We start from the raw sequence: 21,965 nt of genomic DNA, 5'->3' as shown, positions 1-21,965 counted from the left end.
TTAATGAAAATACACTCTGTATTGGGTATCCGATACAGAGTGTATTTTTTCTGCGTTATCAACTCTGGATTTCACTACGGGTTGTAATAAAAGAATGTGTGAAATAGCACTGCAGCTAATGATGCCTTATCCTGATTTACCGCCTCGACATGGACCACATCAAGCTCAGAGCTGACGATTAAGTTGGACATTGATACAGCCGCAATTTCTGTGTCATTGCATTTCAAATGGCCCGTCCCAGCAAAGTCTTTCTCAAAATAATAGCTGCGGTTGTCCAATTTAAATGAATAAGCTATTTCTATCAATTGAACGCGATGTTCTGCAACCGGAACGGATTTCTGGGATTGATGGTCTAAAATGCAATAACCGAAACCGGGAAACGAACAGTCGATGCTGTAAAAGGGTTTTCCATCCAACTGTGTAATTAAATATATATAAGGCAAACCGGAACTCAGCAATGCATTGAAAATCCCTGCTATAAATGGATGGCGCTTTCGGTGCAACAAGAACAACGCTTGTCCCGATTCGTCTCTTAGCGCCATTTTTTTCGGCCGTTGAAACGTTTTGTGGACTCGATAAGTAAACTGCTGCATCCCCTGCCTCCTTACATTATTTTAATCTACTATATGAATTTTCGATCAGGAGGAATTACGGATGAAAAAAGGCTGGCTCTCAATTGTTATAGGCTTGGTTTTAGGTTTGACGCTATCCTATTTTCTGCTTAGCTATAATGGATGGACAATGGTTTCAATTGGAAAAGATGGAGAAACCTTAAGTTCAATCAATGAACTGGACGTTGATTTGATTACGAATGCATTCAGCATTACGATACTTTGCATCGCTGTGGTTTATGGCACACTTTCCGTCTTCAATAAACGTTTGTAACTTTATTTAGATGGGGTCTTTCGAATAAGTTGATTGTTTATAAATCACCATTGCGCTGAAGAAAAAGAAATGAATAGCCTATTTAATATCCACAATCTCCAATGTGGAATCTTCGAGAATCCATTCACTTTTTGATCTAAGTTGCTTTCGCTCCATCTAACAAACGTCTTGACTCTCCTGATAATCGCTCCTTAAATGTATAATTGATAGTAAATATACGAATGATTCAACTGCAAGTTTCATCTGTTTTTCTTTTCTAATATATCCATAAGGTTGTAATCGTCCAGTAAACAATCATTCCTGCAATGAAATTCAGCAGATACTTTAATATTCTTCCCATGCGATTCACCTCCTGGAATGTTGGTGGGTTGACGAATTTTGCTGACCATCCATTTTATCCCCAAGATGTAATAACTGGAATGAAACACACAGCCTCAATCGCAAAAGTGCCGGTCTATTTAGCTAACCCAATTGCTCCGTTTAACTGCAGGAGTTCTCCCGTTCAACGGAGAAGTACTTAATACTACACAAATTGACAGGAGGGTAAACAATGGCTTTAGCTTACAAAGAGATTCTCGTAGCAGTTGACGGCTCGGACGAAGCAGGACTCGCATTCAAAAAGTCGATCGGCATCGCCAAACGAAACAATGCCAATTTGAACTTGATTTACGTTGCCGACCCCCGGACCTATACGCCCATCAGACTCCACGGAGTTGATACCGAACAGCAGGCTTTTAAGTACGGCAGAGAACTTCTGGAGAAATACAAAGCCGAAGCCGTGGACGCCGGAGTGGAAAATGTAAACAACATCGTCACTTCAGGTTCACCTAAGAGGGTTATTGCCCGAGACTTTGCTAAACAAGTTGAAGCGGACCTGATCATATGCGGTGCATCCGGAATCAATGCCTTGGAACGTTTCATGCTTGGAAGTGTTTCGCAGCATATTGTCCGCAGCAGCCCCTGCGATGTACTGGTGGTCCGTATTCCGGACCCTGAAGAAGAGGTCAATTAAGGATTCCATTTCCTGCTGTTAGGCACCTATCAATGACGTTTCATTTTTCAAACCTTTCATTGGCTCAAAGCCTCTTTCCTGCAACAAGGAAGAGGCTTTTTGATTTGTGATAATGTGAAGCACATCCGATGCTTTCTCTCCAGTCCTCTCCTGCCCCGCAGGCAAAGCCATCCCTTGCGATTGAATTTATTGCAATTTCAACTCAAATCTTACGTTTAAACTGTGGCATATTTTTACATGTTTCACAATAGACTTGAAATGTTCAAAAATGATTTGGCAAAAATGCTGGTTTAATGGAAATTTGCCTGTCAGCTGAGGTATATTAATAGGCGTGGACATAAGAGGAGTTTGAAAATGAAAATAGAACTAACCGCACCATCTCAGAAAACATTATGGGCACAAGTTGTGAAAACGGGAATCATCAAATCGAACTTGATTCCTATGCTCGCAGGATTGATGCTCGCGTTGTATACGTACCAATTGAGCTTTACAGAGAATATCGGCTATATCCTTTTAGCCTTAATAGGTACAGCGGCAATCATTGCAGCAGCAGGTTCGTTCAATAATCTGTACGACCGCGACATCGATGCTGTCATGAACCGGACCAAAAGCCGTCCGACGGTAACTGGATCTATAGCGATCAAGAAAGTCATTTGGGCTGCTGTTTTGTTATTGGTCATCGGTCTGGCATTATTGTATGTCACCTCACCACTGGCCGCGTTTCTCGGGTTTCTCGGTGTGTTTTTCTATGTGGTCCCTTATACCATGTGGACAAAGCGACGGACAATCTGGAACACGGAAGTGGGAAGCATTTCAGGCGCCATGCCTCCTTTGATCGGTTGGGCCGCTGTAGCACCGGATATCTGGCACCCTGCCTGCTGGGCGTTATTCCTGATCATGGTCATCTGGCAAATGCCCCATTTTTACGCTATTGCCATTCGCAAGCAAGAAGATTACACGGCAGCGAATATTCCGATGCTTCCAGTTGCGAAAGGCGCAAAGCGCACTTACCTCCAAACCAATATTTATTTAGTCTTATTGGTGCTTTCCAGTCTGCTGTTTCTGCCATTAAGCCTTGGCTTGACTTTGGTCTCTCTTGTCATGGGACTCCTTTGGCTGGGCTTGAGTCTCTTCGGCTCACAGAAATATGGCATAAAAGTTTGGGCGGATAAAATGTTTTTATTCTCTTTGGTGCATATGGTCGTTATCTATTCAACAGTGATCATTTATGCTTCCATCGGACTGATTCTCTCCGGAATTTATTGAAAATCACTCTAGTTAAAAGAAATGCTACTTCTCAAAACAGGTAGAACAGCGCTGCAGCTGCTCTATCTGTTTTTTTGTGCAAAATTTACTTCGAAATATTCGAAATTGTTGTATTTAATTTTAGAAACCTCTATCTTGCTGTTGCTTAATCAAGTAAACTGAATTGACATGGGAATTAATACCTTTTAGGAGTTTGCTAAGAACTAGTTAAATAGGCCTCGTTAAGTATACAATCTATACATAGACAAAACAGATAGGGTGAGTGGAAGGAGACCAATAATGATGAAGAAACATCCATCAAAAAAGATAGGACAAGATATTTCGGCTTCTACTGCTCTCTTTGATTTGATTCAAGACCCGATTCTTCTGTTGACGGAAGATGATGAATCCTATTGCTACCTCTATGCTAATCCAGCAGCGTTAGCTATTATGCCCAAACAGAATATTATTGGCTGTCTGATCGAAGAAGTCTTCCTTCCAGAGCAAAGCCGAGCAATCATCCAACAATATAAAAAAGTGACAGCTGTGCAAGAATCGATAGAGTTTATTGAAAAGATCCAAACAGACAGTGGGTTTTTTATCGGTGAAATAATGTTGAGTCCGGTACTAGTCAAACCTAATCAATGCCAGTTTATCATGACTGTCGTGCGGGACGTCACCGAAAGAGAACAGAGAAAAGAAGCTTTGCTAAAGACTAAAAGGGAAATCGATGTCGAGAGAAAAAGATTGAACTCACTAGTCGAAAATAACGGAAATGCGGTATTTGAATTTGATCAAGACAAAAATTTCATCAGCATCAATCATACAGTCACAGAAGTCACGGGGTTCTCTGAAAAAGAGCTGATTGGCCAGTCCGTTGTTTCAATGGTGGTCGATCGCTATTTAGAGGACACGCTCTCTCATTTTGAAAAAGCCTTGACCGGAGTTTCTGTTGAATTTGAAACGGTGATCTATACAAAAAAACGGCAGAAGGCTGTCTTTCAAGTGAATACCATTCCCATCATCATTGAAAATCAAGTGAATGGAATTTATGCCATCGCCAAAGAAATTTCAGATCATAAAAAAACAGAGCGATTGCTGCGCGAGAATGAACAGCGGTATAAATCGCTATTCGACAATCACCCGCATGGAATTTTCACGTTTGACCGGACCGGCAACCTGGAAAGCATCAATGCGGGTACCGAAAACATCACCGGTTATACGTTTGAGGAATTAAAGGCAAATTCATTTTTATCGATCGTCATGCCTGAAGAAATAGAAAAAGTACGCGACTATTTTTACAAAGCGATTAACAGCGAACAGCCGGAACGTTATGAAATGGCTTTCCATAAGAAAAATGGCGGGTTGATTGATTTGCAGGTCCTGAATATCCCTCTGATCGTAGATGGACAAATGCTTGGAATCCACGGCATCATCACCGATATCACTGAAAAAAATTTAGCTGCTAAGGCACTGACAAAGGCAAAAGAAGAACTCGAAGTTTTCTGGGAAAACTCAACCGATCCCCTCTTTTATATTGATACAAAGGGAGATATCTTAAAAGTAAACCCGGCTTTTGAAGAAACATTCGGCTTTACAGAAGACGAAATGAAAACTGGAAAAGGAACAATCATCCCATCTCATATGAGATCTGATCAAGACCATATTATAGGACGGATATTGGACGGAGAAACGGTCAAGTTTCATGATACACTGCGCATCGACAAAACCGGGAAACCGTTGAATATCATTTCTTCCTATTCCCCAGTCCGAAATTCAGATAGAAAAGTCATTGGCGCGACAATCGTCTATAAAAATGTGACCGAATTAAAAAAAGCAGAACAGGAACTACAGAAAAGCCAGGAAAAATACCGGCTGATTACAGAAAGCACTTTTGACATCATTACATTGATCGACCTTTCCGGAAAAGTGGAATACGTATCGCCCGCCAGCGAAAAAGTGTTGGGATACTCGGATCAAATCTTTATCGGAAGCCCTTTTACTACGAACGTTCATCCGGAGGATACTTGTAATTTAATTGAAAGTGTCGCATCCCTCATTGATAGGAGAGAATCTACCACAGTAGAAGTGAGGTGTATGCATCGGAAGGGACATTATGTCTGGATGGAGATATCCCCCACCCCAGTCTTGTCGAATGGGGAATTAAAGCAATTCTTCACGATTGCAAGGGACATCACAGAACGCAAGAGGCTACAGGACAAAGTAGAGAAGATGGCATTTTATGATCATTTAACCGGTATCCCCAACCGCCGGACTTTTGATGACAAATTAAAGAAAGCTATTTTCCAAGCCGACGCCACCGGAAAAAAAGTAGCTGTACTTATGTTGGATGGCCGCAAGTTTAAACAAATCAATGACCAGTTCGGACACGATGCAGGAGATGCAGTCATCAGGGAAATGGCGATGCGGCTAGAGTCCAGCATCCGATCTAGCGACACGGTTGCCCGTTTGGGCGGTGACGAAATGGGGATTGTTTTACCGGGACTTGATTCAGTCGAAGTGGCCGAACAAACAGCAAAGCGAATACTGAAATCACTCGAATCTCCCCTGCTCTTTAACGGTTGTGAAATTAAAATCGGAGCCGAAATCGGCATTTCGTTATACCCCGACAACGCTGATAATGAAAAATCATTGGTTAAATACGCAGATATGGCTCTTTACGAGGCGAAAACATCAGACCACGATCATTATCGGATTTACAATTAAAAACCAGGCAGCTTAACTGAGAGCAGAACGAAAGAAGGAGAAAAACCATGCGTTGGCATCGTTTTTCTCCTTCTTTCATTTACATCCGTTTATTTACTATCACCGATAAACCAAATTTCATTTTCATAATAGCCTTCCTCATCATCGATTATTTCCTTGAAACCGGAAATGGATAAGTCTTCAGGAACGTCCAAATTCCATTCTGCCCGAACATTTCGAGTCTCCGGAAGCGGAATCCATTTCTGGTCCTCATCCTCACGGATAAAGAAATCTTGGAAATGTTCGTTCCCTTTAAAAACAATGATTTGTGAATTCCACAAACTCGGAAAATCAATTGAAGCTACAACACGGTATTCCACTTGGTCATAAGGCTTTAGATCTTTAAGGTATGCCACCCGTTCTATAAGTGTTTGCATACAAAGCTGTTTAACTTTCCGAGGTGTTTGATCGGAGCTGATAAAACCTTGGTGAACCGGCAAATGCATATGCCAGTATCCATTATAGAAATCCGTTGGAAATACCGCTGTGTTTTCTTTAATCCGTTTGACCATGTTTTCCGTCTTCTGTTTAATCCCCCGAACTTTTTTCTCTCTCATGTCAGTTCTCCTCAATTTACAGTTAGATAAAACTAAAGATAAAACACCATGAAGAGGCTAAACAAAGCAATAGCTCCCAAGGTTTACAAATCTCTTAAATAGCGCAGCGAGACTTGCTGCTCACCGGTACTCGTGGTTTATGCTCGCTTTACTTTGTATATAACCCCCACGCCTCATAAAATGGAATTCCTTTTTGAATGCCTTCCTGTACAGATACTCATTGTTCTAATGCTCCACTTTCTATCTGCATTTGGTTAAGTGCAGTGAGCAATTGGCTGCCGACAGCTTGATGCCGACACTCTTTGTCCACGAAAATGACATAAATCGTCCAGTGCTTGGCCAAGCCATTCCGCTTCTTAGCCAATAACTAAGCTGAATGATTCTGTCTCAGCCAGAAAATCTTGTCTTGTAAGCAATTGCCCTGATATGAGTTGCCGGTAAGAAGTGATGGTCCCATCATGTGTAATAACGTAAATTCTCTTTCGTTGAAAACTTCGGCAAAAACCAAAAAAGTCTTCGGCCAAGCAACTGAATTCATATTCTGGCAGTAAATTGATACCTGTTTTCCACAACGAAGAATCCAGATTTTGAGCAAAATGAAAGGCAGGAAATTCTTCTTGGATAATTTGTGTATCGAGCAGCTCATCACAGCTAGATGTCACAGCATCGGCGTGGGCAGGAAATATCCGGGGCGCCGCCAACGGGTGTACAACTTTAATACAATCCACATTTCCGCTCCACACAGAAGCAGTCTGGAGCGTTCTCAGAGTAGGGCTGACAACCACAACATCCTCAGCAGTCAAAGGCAGTGCAGACCTTAATTTTTCCGCCTGGTCCATGCCTTTGCTGGTTAGCGAAGGATTTCTCATTCCAAGACTGTTCGGCAAATTACTCGTATGTGTTCCTTGGCCATGACGAATAAAAATCAATTCCATATTCTCGGCCTCCCCAGTTTAAACAGTAATACTCATTTCAAATGACTCCATACGTCAGATTCCCACTTCCACGACTTGATCCTGTTGGCCAACCGCACAATATCCGGAAGAACCGCTGGCAATGTTCCCGGTTCCATTCTAAAACCTGGCCGTCGGAGCTCCCGGAAGATGTTGATTCTATTCTTAATATACCAAATAAAACCAATGAAAAACAAAGTGATTGAATATTCTTTCCCTATAAATTGATTGGTGTTTGTTCCTATTTAAGATTTTTATCTGCACAAAAAAACCTCTCTCGAACACCCATTTACACGGAAGTTCAAAAGAGGCTTTTTCGATTAGTTTTCTTCTGCCAACCTAAATGCTTTGCGGCTTCTGACACTAAGAACAAGCCATAACAGAACGTTGAAGGTTAGAGCAAAAGCACTAAGCACCCATATGCTCATCATAAACGTTTCATTTCCATATGCGGAAGACATGGCTTCCCGAAAACCGAGAAGCGCGTAGCTCATCGGAACAAAGTCATGGACTTTCTGGAAAAATCCATTGGTCAGCTCTACCGGGAACATGCCGCCGCTCGCCCCCAATTGAAGAACGAGCAAGATCATGGCCATAAAGCGTCCTGGATTACCGAATGTGATTGCCAGGAACATGATCAGGAACATATAAGTCAGCGAGGTGATTACAGAGACCGCGATGAACTCGCCGATATGTTCCACTTGAAGGTGGAAACCGAACAACATGATGGCATCGACAATCAATGCAGCAGCGGTCGCCTGGACAAAGCCAATCGAAAACTTGCTGAGCCACCAAGCTGTTCCGGAAGTCGGACGCCCTGCCGGCGCATTGATCGGAAATACCAGATTGAATGATAAAGCACCTACGAAGAGGCCAAGCGATAAGATGTACGGGGCTAACGCATGGCCATAGTTTGGCACTTCACTGCGCTGGCTCTCAGTGGCTATTGCCGGAGCAGCCAGCAGTTTAAAGTTCGCATCCTTCAACTGGGTGCCATTGATGTCTTCTGCTCCCTCGCCCAAGCTTGCAGCGAGTTCAGATGATCCCTCTGATAGTTTGCCTATGCCTGCTCCCAGCTCACCTGAACCATCTTGTAACCGTCCTGCCCCATTGCGCAGCTCAAGTGCACCGCCGGCAAGTTCACCCGCTCCTCCGGAAAGCGCCGGAAGCCCTTGATCCAAACGATTGGCACCCTCTGCCAATTCGCTGGAACCGGAAGTCAATTTTCCGGAATTTACAGCTAGCTGCTCGGTACCTTGCTGAAGTTGCCCCGCTCCTTTTGCTGCTTCGGCAACCCCTTCTGCATAAGCAGCAGTTCCATTTTTCAGCTCCTGCGATCCTTGCTGTAAGGCACTTGCCCCTTCGACCAATCCAGCTGAACCATCAGCAAGAGACGATACGCCTTTAGTCAACGAAGAACTGCCTTGTGCCAAACGATCAACTGCCTCTGCCAATTGCGGCAATTTTTGTGTGGTTGTCTCTATACCAGCCAATAATTCCCCACTACCTTGCTTGGCTTCATCTGCACCTGCAGCAAGAGCAGCAGCGCCCGGAATCAATCGGCTGCTCAGCGCATCCTGGACAGCTGCATAACCACCGAGTGCCTGCACCGCTTGTGGATTGACACGCTCGACCGCATTGTTCAATTCGGCGATTTGTCCCGGCAATGAACCGAGAGATTGAAAAGCCGGAATCAATTGATTGTTTAAATCGGACGACACCGTGCCAAGGCTATTCTTAAGTGTTTCAAGAGTAGCTTGCTGCACCGCTGACTGTTCTTCCAAACTGTCATTGACAGCAGCTTTCAGCTCTGCCTGCTGCTCTTCTGTTAAGCTGCCAAAAGCAGGAGACGCCTGCAGCGACTCCACAGCTGAGACGGTAGAAATTGGCTGCAGTTCCTCTAAACTTTGTTGGGCTGCAGCTAAATTCGCTTGCAGTCCGGATGCATCCTGAGTGTTCCCTGCAGAAACCGCGCTGTTCAATTGGCCAAGGCTTTCTTGAATGCCGGCGAGCCCTTGCTGCAAGCTGGCGATTTGATCAGCCGCTGGCAGTCCATCATTCAGCTCGTTTAGCCCGTTCTTCAATGCCGAACCTCCTGCAGCTAATTCGGCAAGTCCGTCACTGAGCACGGCTTGACCGGAAACCAATTGCTGCATGCCTGAAGAGCTGTCTGCCAGTTGACTGGTTTGTGACTGCAATTCGTGCAGGCCATTGTCCAGCTCTTCACTGCCGCGCTGAGTTTCCGACAATCCATCATTCAGCTGCTGAGCTCCAGGAACCAGCGAACCTAGGCCATCTGCCAACTTCACGGACCCTTGAACCAATGCAGAACCATTACTGTTCAACTCGGCTGTGCCTTCAGCCAGTCCAGCTACTCCGCTTTGAAGTCTTCCAACGCCTTCAGTGTACTCAAAAATTCCTTTGTTCAACTGGTCTGCCCCTTCGCGCAGTGCAGTTGTTCCCGCTGAAAATTGACCAACACCAATTTCCAACTGCTCGGCCCCTTCCTTGAACGTCAAACTGCCTTCTGACAATTCCATTAGCCCTGCAGTCAGTTCCTTATTGCCATCCTGAAGCTCAACAGTTCCTTCATTGAGCTGTTCGGCCCCTTCAGCTGCCTGCCCTACACCTTCACCAAGGGTTTCAATTTGCGCAAATACTGCTTTTACGTATTCTTTTGTTACATTTTCTGCGATTTCTTCTTTAATGGCCATGGTCGCCTGCTTGCTGACAGCTTCAATGAAAAAGCCGCGGCCAGGATTGGTTTCATACTGCAAATTCATGGCTTTCGGCTGATCATCCATAATGGACGCCGCATTTGTTGAAAAATCTTCCGGAATGGTCAACACCATAAAATATTTTCCGTCATTCATGCCGCGTTCAGCTTCTTTGGCATCTGTAAAATGCCAGTCCAGTGTTTCATTTTCTTTTAAGTTACCGACCAATTCGTCCCCGACAGCGAAAGTAGTGCCATCGTAATCTGCAGCTGTGTCTTCATTCACAACAGCCACCGGCAAACGATCAGTTTTACCGTAAGGATCCCAGGACGATCCAAGGAAAAACCCTCCATAAATAATTGGGATAAACATCATAACAATCATTGTTCCCAATAACAGCGGTTTGGAAAACAATTTTTTCCATTCTAATCTAAGCATTTTCACTTGTCATCATCCTGTTCTTTACCGATTACGTCACTTAAAGTTTCACGGTTCCAGTTTAAAGTCGGCAAGTTTGCCGTTCCCAATCCTTCTTTCAGCAAATCCGCTGCAGTCAAATTAGAAAAGTACTCAATGAGCAAACGATCTCCTTGCGCAAACACATTACGCAGAAGTTCTTGTCCTTTTTGCGCATATTTTCCGTCTTGAAAAGCCAGCCCGATTAATCCAGTGTCCGGGTACATTTGAATCGGCCCTTCCATCGCTTCGATGACATCCAGCAAGGTAATATCAGTTGCAGGCTTCGCAAGTGAAACGCCCCCATTATTTCCAGAGACCGAAACCGCAATTCCCTGGACAACCAATTTTCGGATGATTTTTTTCATATACGAAGGCGACACGCCCAGTCTTTTGCTGATTTCATCGGAAGCAAGCGGCGCGCTGCTTTCCTGTGTGGCCAGCAAAACAATAATGCAAAATGCTTGCTCTACCCCTTTTGTCAATTGCATATCCAACACCTCTTTTTCATCTACTTCAGATATCCATTATGGACATCTGATATCTATTTAGGAATTCTACACCTTTTTCAAAAAAATGCAAGAGCCATATCTAACTCGGACTAACGAATCTGAATCAGTTGGAATTTTATGCCATAATTTAAATAAAGATATATTTAATTGCATAAAAAACGAGTGGACATTGCCGAACGATTTAGGAAGCGGATGGGTATCGCCGGCTTTTAGTCAAGTGGTAGCACAATCGATGAGTTCTGACTTACAGGATAAGGGAAACACCTGGATTAATACGGGGACGAGTTTCGGTATTTTATTGACCGGTCCTGTAGCTTTGGCATTTGGGGAACAGTGGAGATGGAGTTATGTCTTATTCGCAATCATTGCTTTAATAATTTGTTGGTGGAACAGTTATTCAATCAAAGAAGAAAATCAGAGAGTTCGAATGTTCAAGCAAATTAAATTCAAATTTAAGCCATTGGTTAAGGCGCGCTTTCTGATACTGGCTTCCTTCGGGGTCGGTTTCAGCTCAGCAATTTATTGGACCTTCTCAAGAAGTTATATTACCGCTATTCACAACTTATCAGTAAGTGAAAGTGTAGGATTTTGGACCATTATGGGAGGTGCGGGCATTATTGGAGGCATAGCCGGAACCATCATCCACTCGATTGGGCTGCACCGCTCCTACCAATTAGGTGTGCTGGTGGTATCAGCCGCTATTTTCGGTTTAACTCTATCACATTCTGCAGCTATCTATGTATCGGCTCTGCTTTTTGGCGTATCGTTTATTTTTATGACTGGCCACTTTATCGTCTGGGGTAGCCGACAATTTCCTGATTCGCCTTCGACCGGCGTCAGTATTTCATTTTTCTCATTGGGAATTGGCCAGTCCGCTGGTTCTATAACTGCAGGCATGTTGGTCGAAGGCATTTCCTATCCTTTTGCGTTTATCCTGTTTTCAATCATCGGTCTTCTTTTTCTTTTTTGTAGAACCACCATTCTTCCTTTATCTTCTAATATAAAAAAGCAATGAAAAGTCCGATGCGAAAGCATCATGAACAGTCGCCATCTCCGGTTTTAGACTTTTTATATTTAAAACGCTTACATTTAGCGATCTATGTTTCGCCTTATTTTTAAGTGGTAGATAAAGAAAGAAACTATCCATTATCAACCACTAAGGAGAGAGTTAGATGACAAACTTGCCGAACCCTAGAACACAATACACAACAGATGATTTCCCAAAACAATTTCAAGAGCCGCCAGGCCTTCAAAATCAAATGGATCCCCTGCCCGATTGCGGTGAAACAAGTTATGTCGGTTCCGGCAAACTAGCTGGGCGGAAAGCGCTTGTAACCGGTGGCGATTCTGGTATCGGCCGCGCAGCTGCAATCGCTTATGCCCGTGAAGGAGCGGACGTTGCGATCAACTACTTGCCGGTGGAACAGCCTGATGCAGAAGAAGTCAAAAAGCTGATTGAAGCCGAAGGTCGTAAAGCCGTCTTGATTCCAGGAGATCTGAGCAATGAGGCTTTCTGCCAAAAACTAGTCGAGCAGGCAAACGCCGAACTTGGCGGATTGGATATCCTGGCACTGGTTGCCGGAAAGCAGCAAGCGGTCGAGGATATTTTGGATTTATCTACTGAACAACTTGAGAAAACATTCCAGATCAACGTCTATTCAATGTTCTGGACTGTAAAAGCAGCGCTTCCGCACCTTCCTGCAGGAGCTTCCATCATCACAACCAGCTCAGTGGAAGGATTCGATCCGAGCCCGATGCTGGTTGATTATGCAGCGACGAAATTCGCAATTATCGGTTTCACAAAATCCTTATCGAAACAATTGGCGGAAAAAGGCATTCGCGTCAATTCCATTGCTCCGGGACCAATTTGGACTGCTCTTCAAATTTCCGGCGGCCAACCGCAGGAAAACATTCCGGAATTCGGAAAAGGTACACCTGAAACTCCTCTTGGACGTGCAGGGCAACCTGTGGAATTATCATCCGTTTATGTATTCCTGGCTTCTCCCGAATCCAGCTATGTAACGGGTCAGATCTACAGCATCACGGGGGGCATGCCGACTGCCTAATCCCTCAAAAAATACTAAAATCTTACAGCCCCTGTTTTTCTTGGGTTGTAAGATTTTTTTAGTGTATAGCTGAAATCTTCAGCACCATTTAAAAATCATATTTCTAACTGTTTAACCATTTAAATTAATTGAATTTTCAGTTTTAAAAGGTTTTATTAAAGAAGTGAAGAATTAACTATAGGAGCGAATGAAAAAACGAGGAGGCGTAAGTATGACACTGGAATACAACAATATTTTGGCAGCTGTAGACGGTTCACATGAAGCTGAACTGGCATTTAAAAAATCGATTGAGTTAGCTAAACGGCATAATGCCGTTCTCCATCTGCTTCATGTTGTAGATACCCGGGCCTACACTACGATGACGAAACACGTTCCGGATATTGATGATGAAGTCTTCGAGGATGGAAAAGAACTTCTTAGTAAATACAAAAAAGAAGCTGAAGCAGCTGGCATTCCGGAAGTGAATGTCTATATCACGCCGGGTTCTCCCAAAAAAGTCATTTCGCGTGATTATGCGAACCGTTTAGATGCAGACTTAATTGTATGCGGTGCCCAAGGCTTGAATGCATTTGAACATTATCTGATGGGAAGCGTATCGCAACATATTGTCAGCAGCAGCCCTTGTGATGTTTTAGTGGTTCGGGGCAATAAAAGAAGGAAATGATAAGAAAATCGGAAATGAAGAAATGATATGAGCATGTATTCTTTATCAATAATACTTTTCTATGCCCGGCTAACTTATCGTTTAAGTTAACCGGGCTTTTAGATTTATGTATTTTCTTAACGGCAGATGCCTGAACGTATAGACCTGCTTTTAAGAATACCAGAGATCGGCAATTTGTTGTGCCTGTTGTTTTGTCATGACTTGAAATGAATATTTCACAGATTCTCATCTTCTTTCGTCTAATTTGAAGTCCAATAGAATTCCCGATTCGGCATTTACCAGCCAAACACCAGACAAAGCCACATTTCTATTCCAATTCTTAATAATCAAAGGTGCGTGTCAACAATAGGATAAATAAAGAAAAACACGAAATGTAGGATTACGATGCTCCACCCGATCAGTTTGCTTTGTATGTTTTGTACTGCTGAAAATGCAAGGGATCCCACGACGCCGCCTATCAAGAAGAACGGCGATGCACCAAAGTCGGTTAACCATTCAAGGCCCAACCCGATCAAGAGGCCGACAATGGCAAAAACAGCGAGCTGGCGCTTGTTGAAAACGCCTTTGTCTGAGAAGTAGCTAACTACGCCGATTGCAACTACCCCTCCGATATAGCCAAAAAATGTGGCTATATAGAGATATGAATAAAATCCATATAATGCGTCGCTTAAGCTGAAGTCCGAACCGAATAAAATCATAAATAAGAACATGACAGCGATAGAAGAAAGCACGGATGCAGAGGATCCTTTCAAGTAATTGAGTAACATTGATTTCTCCTTTTAATTACGGTTTTTATGTTTCAAATAACGAGATATGCTCGTTATGAGAACCTATATCTTTCTGAAATCATCTTCAAGGGAAATTCCTTTCTTTTTAAAAGAAATTTGAGAAGAACTTGCATCTGCTTCTTATTATAGAGTAAGCGCCATGGTTTGCTGCTTATGTTAAAAATTATGCTGGTTTTTTATAAAGACGACGTTAAAAAATTCCTTCTCGGCAGTTTAGGTAATTCAAAACTTAATTTTTTTAATGCTTAGTTACAACTGGGCTGGAAGCGAAACTCACAGAGAGATCCAATTTTAGAATTTGCTTTCTTTAATTAGAGTATACTTTCTGTAGGGGGGATAAATATGGATGAAAAAGACTGGCTAATCATTACAACGGTATATGAAGAAAAAAATATCACTAAAGCGGCGAATAAACTGTTTACCTCTCAACCCGCCATTACTTATCGATTAAATCAATTGGAAGAAGAAGTCGGTGTTCGACTCATATGGCGCGACAAAAAGGGCATCAAGTTCACTCCTCAAGGCGAATACATTGTAAAGTACGCAAAAGAAATGCTTGTAAAGCTCCAACAGACAAAAGATCATTTGCTGAATACTACTGAAGAGTCTGCTGGAATGATTCGCTTAGGCGTTTCCAGTAATTATGCCCGCTTCATCCTGCCTGATGTGTTAAAGGAGTTTTCCGAGAAATACAGCAACATTCAGTTCAAGGTTTTTACCGGCTGGAGCTATGAAGTGCTGAAGGAAATCGAGCAAGACAATATTGCACTTGGAATTGTTCGAGGCGATATCTACTGGCAGAACAATAAAGTTTTGTTGAATCGGGAAAGTTTGTGCATCATTTCAAAAGATCCCATTGATTTAACAAGCCTGCCCCAAGAACCACGCATCGTTTTCAAGACCGATCCCAAACTCCAGCAAATCATGGATAGCTGGTGGTACAGCAATTATTCACAGCCTCCCGCTATTAATATGGAAATTGATAATATCGAAACGTGCACAAAGCTTGTCTCCAGAGGGTTAGGATACGCCCTTGTACCCGAGCTGGCTGTGACGGATATGACGGACCTCCATAAGGTAGTTTTGAAAGATGGAAACGGACATCCTCTCAACCGGCCAACTTGGCTGATTTACAAAGAAACGGAAGTTTTATATCCTGCGGTCCAGAACTTCATCGACTTTTTGACACCTGCTTATACTCCTGCTGAAGTAGAATCAGCAGATCGTTCAGTTGAATAAGATAAATCCTTCTGAAAACGATAACCCCCTAGCTATATAGTAGCCAGGGGGTTATCGATGCGATTATCTATACAGTTATCTTTGATTTTTTTGAACGGGATGCGGCTGTGGCTCCCGCAATTTTCCCGAATACGGCACCGGACATCAGCCCGGATCCACCAGGGTAGTTGTCGTAGAAAATACCACCAACCATTTCACCTGCTGCAAACAATCCATCAATCATCTCTCCTTTTTCACCCAATACTTCACCGTTCGGGTTCACATGCAGTCCTCCAAAGGAGAACGTTACGCCGCAAGTGACCGGATACGCATAGAACGGTCCTTGTTCAATTTTCAGTGCCCAATTCGATTTTGGCGGTGTGATGCCGGTAGTCCCTTTTCCATCTTTTTCATTTGGGCTGTATTCACCTTCTTGAACCGCTTCGTTGTATTGTTGGATCGTTTCTAAAAATTGTTTCTGGTCAACCGGCAATTGCGCAATTAATTCTTCAAGCGTATCCGCTTTGTATTCTGATGCCTCTTCCAGAACATATTCTTTACGCAGAAGCGGCTTTACTTGAGCGTCGAATATCTGGATTGCCATCTGTCCAGGTTGTTTCAAGATTTCTCGGCCATACTTGGCATAGGTGTAATTTCTTAAATCCGCTCCTTCATCAACAAAGCGCTTGCCTTCTTTGTTCAGCATAACTCCAAGCGGATATGAGTGTTTTTTGAAGATATCTCCCGGTTTAGTGAAGTCTCCGACCTTTGGGGCATTGTAATCTGTACCGATTGAATGACAGCCTGACCACTGGCCGAAAGTGGCTGCACCAGCTTCAATTGCCATAGAAAGTCCTTCACCAGTATTGAATTCCGTTCCTCTAACTATGGCTGCCTCCCATTCTTCCCCTAAATGTTCCATTCTCATTTTTTTATTGGCTTCAAATCCGCCACAAGCCAGCACCACAGAGTTTGTGTTAACTGTCAGCTCGTCGCCTTTTTGATTGATGAGGATCCCAGTAATTTGGCCTGCTTCTTTTTTCAACCTAACTGCCGCTGATTCGTACCAGACGTCGATTCCAAGTTTGCTGACACGCTCGTTCAATTGCTTGATCAGGCCAACCCCTTTGTCCGCTGTCTTTACCGGCAATCCGCCCCAGAAATGGCGTTTGCCGTCCTTTTCGAACGACTGATTATCATAAATCAATTCAAATGTTATATCGTTGTCTTTCATCCATGCAATTGTTTCATATGATTTTGAGACGAGTTGGCGTGCCAAACTTGGTTCGCTGCGGTTTCCGGTCACTCGCATGAGATCATTGTAATAATCTTCTTCGCTGTAATTCGGCATTTCAATCTTTTCCGCCTCTTCTTCTGTGATTGCAACTATCTCTTTTATGGAATCCAGCCCATTATAGGCAAATCGGATTGCTCCATCCGTGAAAAAGGAATTGCCTCCTCTTTTTTCTTTCGGACCTTTTTCCAGAACCAGGACATTCGCTCCCGATTCGTGTGCTGAAATTGCCGCACATAACGCCGCATTCCCCGCTCCTACAACCACTACATCATACCCATTCGTTTTCTCTGTCATTGTTATTCCTCCTTAATATTCTTCCTACTTTTATAATAGAGTCAAGTTGTCAGAAAATAAAATCGAAAATATCTATGTTTAATCATAAAATAATTCTATCTTAATTTGTTTTTTTAATAGCATTTACTTATCTTTTAAAACCTCTTTTGAAAAACAAAGCAATTTTCTACACATCCAAACAGTTCTAAAGCTATAATGAAGTCATGGTCAGTCCGGCAAATCTAATCGAGGGTGGTATGAGTTTATGCATACTTTTCGGAAATATAAAAACTCACATTTACAAGTGCCCATAAATGCACCTTTACACTTTAATGAACAGACCCATGGAGAAGAAATGACTCTGTTGAAATCAAAATTGAAGGAAATCTTTTCAAAAGCGAAACAGCAACAGCGCGAGGTAGTTTTTTTGTGTATCGGTTCTGACCGTTATATCGGCGATTCTCTCGGCCCATTAATCGGCAGCATGATGCTGGAAAACGGGATTTCCCGTCCTGTGCATGGCACATTAGAGGAACCGGTTCATGCGTTTAATTTAAAACTTGCTTTAAAAGACATTCACAAGAAAAACGAAAATCCAGTCTTGATCAGCATTGACGCCAGTCTTGGAACGAAAGAACAAGTCGGAGATGTCCTGTTCAAGGAAGGTCCTCTAGTTCCCGGAAAAGCCCTTAAGAAAATGCTTCCGGAAGTAGGAGATTATCATTTCCAAGGGATTGTCAACTACCTCGACCCATTTCCCAGCTCCCAATTTTTGAACGATACGCGACTCCACACAGTCATGAAACTGGCGAAGCTGATTACCCAAATTATTATAGACAGCGACAAAGAAGAGTAAAAAGTAAAAAAAAGGATCCAGCTATGAATGGCTGGATCCTTTTTTTAGATTGCTCCGGTGATAAATGCCACTGCAATGATAGCGATGCAGCAGATAAAAGCCCATTTAAATGCAAATTTTTGAAGTTCACCAATATCTTTTTGAACCATTCCTGCAACCAATAGCGTGGATGCCACAAGCGGGCTCAAGAAGTGGATTGGCTGACCGAGTACGGAGGCCCGGGCAATTTCCAGCGGACTGACACCGTATGCGGCTCCTGCCTCTGCCAAGATCGGCAATACGCCGAAATAATAGGCATCATTCGAAAGTGCAAATGTAAATGGCATACTGGTAATTGCTACTATCAGCGGATAGTACGAACCAACTGAAGCTGGGATGATGGAAATCAAAGAATTTGAAATGGCATTAACCATCTCGGTTCCGGAAAAAATGCCGGAGAATATGCCGGCTGCAAAAACCAGAACCACGACAGTAATGGCATTTCCCGAATGGGCCAGAATTCGTTCTTTTTGAAGACTTAAATTAGGGTAATTAATGGTTGCTGCCAAGACAAAACCGATTAGGAAACTGATTGGTGCTGGCAATAAGCCCATGATCAATACTGTCATAATTATAACGGCCAATATCAAGTTGAGCCAGATTAGTTTCGGCCTTTTCAAGTCGTTTTCCACAGCATGAGTAGCGGCTACCTGAAGCATGCTTTCTGAAGAGACTGGAACCTTTTCCACATTTATGATGCCAAGACGGGCACGTTCTTTTTTGCCCATGAGATAAGCTACTCCTAAAATACTGAGCATCCCTCCTAACATCGTGGGAAGTATGGGTATGAAGAATTCGTTGGCATCCAGACCAAGCGATGCGATGGCCCGTGTTGCCGGCCCTCCCCAGGGTGTCATGCCGCTAACGATACTTACAGATAATATAGAAATTGTCGCTAAAACCAAAGGATTCATGCCTAAGCGCAGATATAGCGCTAACATCGCTGAGATGGTAATCATATGGGTAGTCGTCCCGTCGCCGTCCAAAGAAGCAATCATCGCAATTACAGCTGTCCCTACTGCAATCTTTACTGGATCCCCTTTAACAATTTTCATGACCTTGTTGATCAGTGGGTCAAACAAGCCGGCATCGATCAAAATGCCGAAGAACAAAATCGCAAATAACAGTAAGGCTGCGGAAGGAGCAACCTGTTTCAATCCTTCCATCATCATATCCCCTAGCCCTGACCAAAATCCACCTATCAGTGCAAAGACTATCGGAACCACTACTAATGCCGCAACTGGCGACATTTTTTTCGCCATAATCAGATACGTAAATATAACAACCATCGATACTCCTAAAAATGTAAGAATAGTAATTCCCCCTTTTAATGTATTCGCTTACAATTATTCCAAAGCATAATACCCTTGGTCGTTTGCTTTTCGAATTAGTTATAAGAATATTTCATCTAATCAAATAAGTAAAATAGATAAATCTTATTAGAAATGAACAAAAAAACTTATAATCTAATCTCTAATTGTAAAATCAACAAACTTTTTTAAAAGGAGGGGTGGGTATCAAGAAAGTCTGTGAATTTCTGAACAGTTGATAGTTTTAGGAATTCTTGATTGTACATTAACCAGGTGTCCCGCGTGACCGGTTCTCCGTTCTCGTAATACAACGGGTATTTGTAAAGTTCATCGGAAGGTCGAAGGCAAATTTCCGGCAAAATGGCGATTCCTAAATCATTTTTAACCATTTCTTTACAGGTTTCTTGTCTGTCTGTTTCCATAGTGACCATCGGTGGTTCGATATAACGGTTATGCCACCACTTGCTGATGATGTCTTTTAATGAACTATCCGTTTTGTAATTGATGAAAGGCAGTTCCGGCACTTTCTCCATGTCCACTTCTTTTTTGGAGATTAAAAACAATTGCTCTGTCTGTAACAATGTTTTCGATCCCGTCCAATTGTAATCACCACGTAAAATTCCCAGATGGACGCCCGACGAATTAAGCAACCCCATCACATCCGCACTCCATCCGGTGTTAACACTAAACTGGACATTGGGATAAATAGTCAAAAATTCCTTCAATAATGGGGGCAATTTGTATTGAGCAAAATTACTTGAAACGCCTAAACGGATTGTTCCCCGAATATCCTGCTGCATGTTTTGAAGGTAATCTTTCGTATTTTGAAGTTTTGTCGTCATTTCTTCAGCATAGTGCGCTAAATAGATTCCCTCAGCTGTCAGTTCGATCCCTTTTTTCGTTTTAAAGAAAAGTTTTGTCCCTACTTCTTTCTCCAAGTTTTTTAAGCGGTACGTTAAAGCAGGTTGAGAAATATAGAGGCGTTCTGAAGCTCGGCTGATATTTTTTTCCTCATATAAAACTTGCATAGCTTCCCAATCTTTTTCATCCATTTCTATCACTCCACTTATGTTATAAGTTATTTTTATAGGATGACCATTAAAATATCTATTTCACTTATGATCTAAAATACCATATTCTATTTTTAGAAGCAATAGAATTTTCAGAAAGGTGGTTCATCCTATGAAAGTACCGATTGCCGTCATGCGCGGCGGAACTAGTAAAGGAATATTCATCAATTATAGTGAAATGCCGGAGGATCGTATGCTCTGGGACAATTTCTTATTGGATATTATGGGGAGCCCTGACCAACGGCAAATTGATGGTCTTGGAGGAGGAAACTCCTTAACAAGCAAAGCTGCAATCATTAAGAAGTCGGGGATGAAAGAAATCGACGTGGAGTATACCTTTGCACAAGTGAGTATTGAAAATCAGCTGGTCGATTTTAAGGGGAATTGCGGGAACATCTCTTCCGCGGTTGGTCCATATGCCATAGAGCAAGGACTGGTTGCGGCAGTGGAACCAGTGACTGTGGTAAGAATCTTCAATACGAATACACAGAAGGTAATCATCGCTGAAGTCGAGGTGGATAATGGACGAGTGAAAACAGACGGACAATGCTCGATTCCTGGTGTTCCTGGGACTGGTTCCCCAATCTATTTGTCCTTTACAGATGCACAAGGCGCTGTCACCGGAAAGCTGTTCCCGAGTGGAAATCCGATCGATCTGCTGGATACGAAGAAAGGGCCTCTTGAAGTATCCATCATTGACGTCGCCAACCCATTAGTATTTGTGAAAGCACAAGATGTCGGCTTGACGGGATCTGAACTGCCGCATGAATTTACTGTGGAAAAACTGGCAGAATTAGAAGAAATCCGTTCAGCTGCAGCTGAAATTTGCTTGTTTTCAACCAAAGAAGAAGCTACTGTAAAATCACCTGCTGTGCCTAAACTCACCATTATCGCACCTCCAGAAAATTATCTGGATATTAACCATGTTGAGAGGAAAGCAGATGATATGGATTGTCGAATTCGAATGATGTCCATGCAAAAACCTCATCAGGCATTAGCAATCACTGGCGCTATTTGCACAACAGCAGGAGCGTTTTTAACAGATACCATTTTAAATGATGTTATCCAAGTCGAAAATACCGTGTTGCGCTTAGGCCATCCTTCAGGAATCATTGAAACGAAAGTAGATTTAATTGCTGGCCACATTGGGAATATAAAAGTCGTTCGCACCGCTAGATTGATTCTAGAAGGATACGTTTATACTAAAAACAGCTATAATATTATTAAAGCTTTAGCTTGATCAAACAACTTTGAAACCTTTGATACACCCATTTATCTGCT

19 protein-coding genes are annotated in these 21,965 nt (G+C 42.8%); 10 read left to right on the top strand and 9 right to left on the bottom strand.

What is annotated here, in order from left to right; genetic code table 11:
* Positions 1–74: 74 nt before the first annotated feature.
* The gene (locus tag IRE19_RS07930; protein WP_203339925.1) at positions 75–593 is read right to left on the bottom strand and encodes a tubby C-terminal domain-like protein; all 519 of its coding nucleotides are present in this window, start codon (positions 591–593) and stop codon (positions 75–77) included.
* 61 nt (positions 594–654) lie between these two features.
* Between IRE19_RS07930 and IRE19_RS07925 the strand changes: the two genes are divergently transcribed.
* The 4 genes from IRE19_RS07925 to IRE19_RS07910 all read left to right on the top strand — a co-directional run bounded on the left by IRE19_RS07925 (position 655) and on the right by IRE19_RS07910 (position 5,869).
* The gene (locus IRE19_RS07925) at positions 655–885 is read left to right on the top strand and encodes a hypothetical protein (protein ID WP_203339924.1); all 231 of its coding nucleotides are present in this window, start codon (positions 655–657) and stop codon (positions 883–885) included.
* Between the two features lie 550 nt (positions 886–1,435).
* Positions 1,436–1,897, top strand: coding sequence for a universal stress protein (locus IRE19_RS07920; protein WP_203339923.1), 462 nt, complete (start codon positions 1,436–1,438; stop codon positions 1,895–1,897).
* Positions 1,898–2,251: 354 nt separating this feature from the next.
* Complete coding sequence (cyoE, locus tag IRE19_RS07915; RefSeq protein WP_203339922.1) at positions 2,252–3,163, top strand: heme o synthase; 912 nt, start codon at positions 2,252–2,254, stop codon at positions 3,161–3,163.
* Between the two features lie 279 nt (positions 3,164–3,442).
* A complete protein-coding gene (locus IRE19_RS07910; RefSeq protein WP_238943122.1) occupies positions 3,443–5,869 on the top strand; it encodes a PAS domain S-box protein in 2,427 nt (808 codons plus the stop codon).
* An 89-nt stretch (positions 5,870–5,958) separates the two neighbouring features.
* Here the strand turns inward: IRE19_RS07910 and IRE19_RS07905 are convergent, their stop codons facing one another.
* From IRE19_RS07905 to IRE19_RS07890, 4 genes are all read right to left on the bottom strand, one after another.
* Positions 5,959–6,465 (bottom strand): DUF3916 domain-containing protein, encoded by a 507-nt coding sequence (locus IRE19_RS07905; protein WP_203339921.1) that lies wholly within the window; start codon positions 6,463–6,465, stop codon positions 5,959–5,961.
* A gap of 356 nt (positions 6,466–6,821) precedes the next feature.
* Positions 6,822–7,400, bottom strand: a complete 579-nt coding sequence (locus IRE19_RS07900) for a histidine phosphatase family protein (protein WP_203339920.1) — start codon at positions 7,398–7,400, stop codon at positions 6,822–6,824.
* Positions 7,401–7,738: 338 nt separating this feature from the next.
* On the bottom strand, positions 7,739–10,573 hold the full coding sequence (locus IRE19_RS07895; protein ID WP_238943148.1) for a YhgE/Pip domain-containing protein: 2,835 nt from the start codon (positions 10,571–10,573) through the stop codon (positions 7,739–7,741).
* 2 nt (positions 10,574–10,575) lie between these two features.
* On the bottom strand, positions 10,576–11,082 hold the full coding sequence (locus tag IRE19_RS07890) for an RrF2 family transcriptional regulator (protein WP_203339918.1): 507 nt from the start codon (positions 11,080–11,082) through the stop codon (positions 10,576–10,578).
* A 190-nt stretch (positions 11,083–11,272) separates the two neighbouring features.
* Here IRE19_RS07890 and IRE19_RS07885 point away from each other — a divergent pair, with 190 nt between their 5' ends.
* The 3 genes from IRE19_RS07885 to IRE19_RS07875 all read left to right on the top strand — a co-directional run bounded on the left by IRE19_RS07885 (position 11,273) and on the right by IRE19_RS07875 (position 13,833).
* A complete protein-coding gene (locus IRE19_RS07885) occupies positions 11,273–12,118 on the top strand; it encodes an MFS transporter (protein WP_203339917.1) in 846 nt (281 codons plus the stop codon).
* A gap of 157 nt (positions 12,119–12,275) precedes the next feature.
* Positions 12,276–13,169 carry an SDR family oxidoreductase gene (locus IRE19_RS07880; protein WP_203339916.1) on the top strand — a complete coding sequence of 298 codons (894 nt, stop codon included), beginning with the start codon at positions 12,276–12,278 and terminating at the stop codon, positions 13,167–13,169.
* A gap of 211 nt (positions 13,170–13,380) precedes the next feature.
* A complete protein-coding gene (locus IRE19_RS07875; RefSeq protein ID WP_203339915.1) occupies positions 13,381–13,833 on the top strand; it encodes a universal stress protein in 453 nt (150 codons plus the stop codon).
* 326 nt (positions 13,834–14,159) lie between these two features.
* Here the strand turns inward: IRE19_RS07875 and IRE19_RS07870 are convergent, their stop codons facing one another.
* Positions 14,160–14,600 carry a hypothetical protein gene (locus tag IRE19_RS07870; RefSeq protein WP_203339914.1) on the bottom strand — a complete coding sequence of 147 codons (441 nt, stop codon included), beginning with the start codon at positions 14,598–14,600 and terminating at the stop codon, positions 14,160–14,162.
* 363 nt (positions 14,601–14,963) lie between these two features.
* On the opposite strand from IRE19_RS07870, the gene IRE19_RS07865 reads away from it, so the two are divergent.
* Positions 14,964–15,860 (top strand): LysR family transcriptional regulator, encoded by an 897-nt coding sequence (locus IRE19_RS07865; protein ID WP_203339913.1) that lies wholly within the window; start codon positions 14,964–14,966, stop codon positions 15,858–15,860.
* A 67-nt stretch (positions 15,861–15,927) separates the two neighbouring features.
* Here IRE19_RS07865 and tcuA read toward each other — a convergent pair whose 3' ends face one another.
* Entirely contained in the window at positions 15,928–17,430 is a 1,503-nt protein-coding gene (tcuA, locus tag IRE19_RS07860; protein WP_203339912.1) for an FAD-dependent tricarballylate dehydrogenase TcuA, read from the bottom strand.
* Positions 17,431–17,764: 334 nt separating this feature from the next.
* On the opposite strand from tcuA, the gene yyaC reads away from it, so the two are divergent.
* Positions 17,765–18,265 (top strand): spore protease YyaC, encoded by a 501-nt coding sequence (yyaC, locus tag IRE19_RS07855; RefSeq protein ID WP_203339911.1) that lies wholly within the window; start codon positions 17,765–17,767, stop codon positions 18,263–18,265.
* Positions 18,266–18,309: 44 nt separating this feature from the next.
* Here the strand turns inward: yyaC and IRE19_RS07850 are convergent, their stop codons facing one another.
* Positions 18,310–19,617, bottom strand: a complete 1,308-nt coding sequence (locus tag IRE19_RS07850) for a CitMHS family transporter (protein WP_203340053.1) — start codon at positions 19,615–19,617, stop codon at positions 18,310–18,312.
* Between the two features lie 185 nt (positions 19,618–19,802).
* Positions 19,803–20,666 carry a LysR family transcriptional regulator gene (locus IRE19_RS07845; RefSeq protein WP_203339910.1) on the bottom strand — a complete coding sequence of 288 codons (864 nt, stop codon included), beginning with the start codon at positions 20,664–20,666 and terminating at the stop codon, positions 19,803–19,805.
* 130 nt (positions 20,667–20,796) lie between these two features.
* Here IRE19_RS07845 and IRE19_RS07840 point away from each other — a divergent pair, with 130 nt between their 5' ends.
* A complete protein-coding gene (locus tag IRE19_RS07840; RefSeq protein ID WP_203339909.1) occupies positions 20,797–21,924 on the top strand; it encodes a 2-methylaconitate cis-trans isomerase PrpF family protein in 1,128 nt (375 codons plus the stop codon).
* Positions 21,925–21,965: the final 41 nt, after the last annotated feature.

This window comes from Planococcus beijingensis (assembly GCF_016820615.1).
Classification (GTDB): domain Bacteria; phylum Bacillota; class Bacilli; order Bacillales_A; family Planococcaceae; genus Planococcus; species Planococcus notacanthi.
Note: the sequence above shows the minus strand (reverse complement) of the source record. Positions and strands in the feature narration are given on the sequence as shown.

What these genes read in the sequence shown, in the direction of transcription:
- IRE19_RS07930 (WP_203339925.1), bottom strand. Translation starts at nt 593, where the DNA reads ATGCAGCAGTTTACTTATCGAGTCCACAAAACGTTTCAACGGCCGAAA.
- IRE19_RS07925 (WP_203339924.1), top strand. Translation starts at nt 655, where the DNA reads ATGAAAAAAGGCTGGCTCTCAATTGTTATAGGCTTGGTTTTAGGTTTG.
- IRE19_RS07920 (WP_203339923.1), top strand. Translation starts at nt 1,436, where the DNA reads ATGGCTTTAGCTTACAAAGAGATTCTCGTAGCAGTTGACGGCTCGGAC.
- cyoE (WP_203339922.1), top strand. Translation starts at nt 2,252, where the DNA reads ATGAAAATAGAACTAACCGCACCATCTCAGAAAACATTATGGGCACAA.
- IRE19_RS07910 (WP_238943122.1), top strand. Translation starts at nt 3,443, where the DNA reads ATGATGAAGAAACATCCATCAAAAAAGATAGGACAAGATATTTCGGCT.
- IRE19_RS07905 (WP_203339921.1), bottom strand. Translation starts at nt 6,465, where the DNA reads ATGAGAGAGAAAAAAGTTCGGGGGATTAAACAGAAGACGGAAAACATG.
- IRE19_RS07900 (WP_203339920.1), bottom strand. Translation starts at nt 7,400, where the DNA reads ATGGAATTGATTTTTATTCGTCATGGCCAAGGAACACATACGAGTAAT.
- IRE19_RS07895 (WP_238943148.1), bottom strand. Translation starts at nt 10,573, where the DNA reads ATGCTTAGATTAGAATGGAAAAAATTGTTTTCCAAACCGCTGTTATTG.
- IRE19_RS07890 (WP_203339918.1), bottom strand. Translation starts at nt 11,082, where the DNA reads ATGCAATTGACAAAAGGGGTAGAGCAAGCATTTTGCATTATTGTTTTG.
- IRE19_RS07880 (WP_203339916.1), top strand. Translation starts at nt 12,276, where the DNA reads ATGACAAACTTGCCGAACCCTAGAACACAATACACAACAGATGATTTC.
- IRE19_RS07875 (WP_203339915.1), top strand. Translation starts at nt 13,381, where the DNA reads ATGACACTGGAATACAACAATATTTTGGCAGCTGTAGACGGTTCACAT.
- IRE19_RS07870 (WP_203339914.1), bottom strand. Translation starts at nt 14,600, where the DNA reads ATGTTACTCAATTACTTGAAAGGATCCTCTGCATCCGTGCTTTCTTCT.
- IRE19_RS07865 (WP_203339913.1), top strand. Translation starts at nt 14,964, where the DNA reads ATGGATGAAAAAGACTGGCTAATCATTACAACGGTATATGAAGAAAAA.
- tcuA (WP_203339912.1), bottom strand. Translation starts at nt 17,430, where the DNA reads ATGACAGAGAAAACGAATGGGTATGATGTAGTGGTTGTAGGAGCGGGG.
- yyaC (WP_203339911.1), top strand. Translation starts at nt 17,765, where the DNA reads ATGACTCTGTTGAAATCAAAATTGAAGGAAATCTTTTCAAAAGCGAAA.
- IRE19_RS07845 (WP_203339910.1), bottom strand. Translation starts at nt 20,666, where the DNA reads ATGGATGAAAAAGATTGGGAAGCTATGCAAGTTTTATATGAGGAAAAA.
- IRE19_RS07840 (WP_203339909.1), top strand. Translation starts at nt 20,797, where the DNA reads ATGAAAGTACCGATTGCCGTCATGCGCGGCGGAACTAGTAAAGGAATA.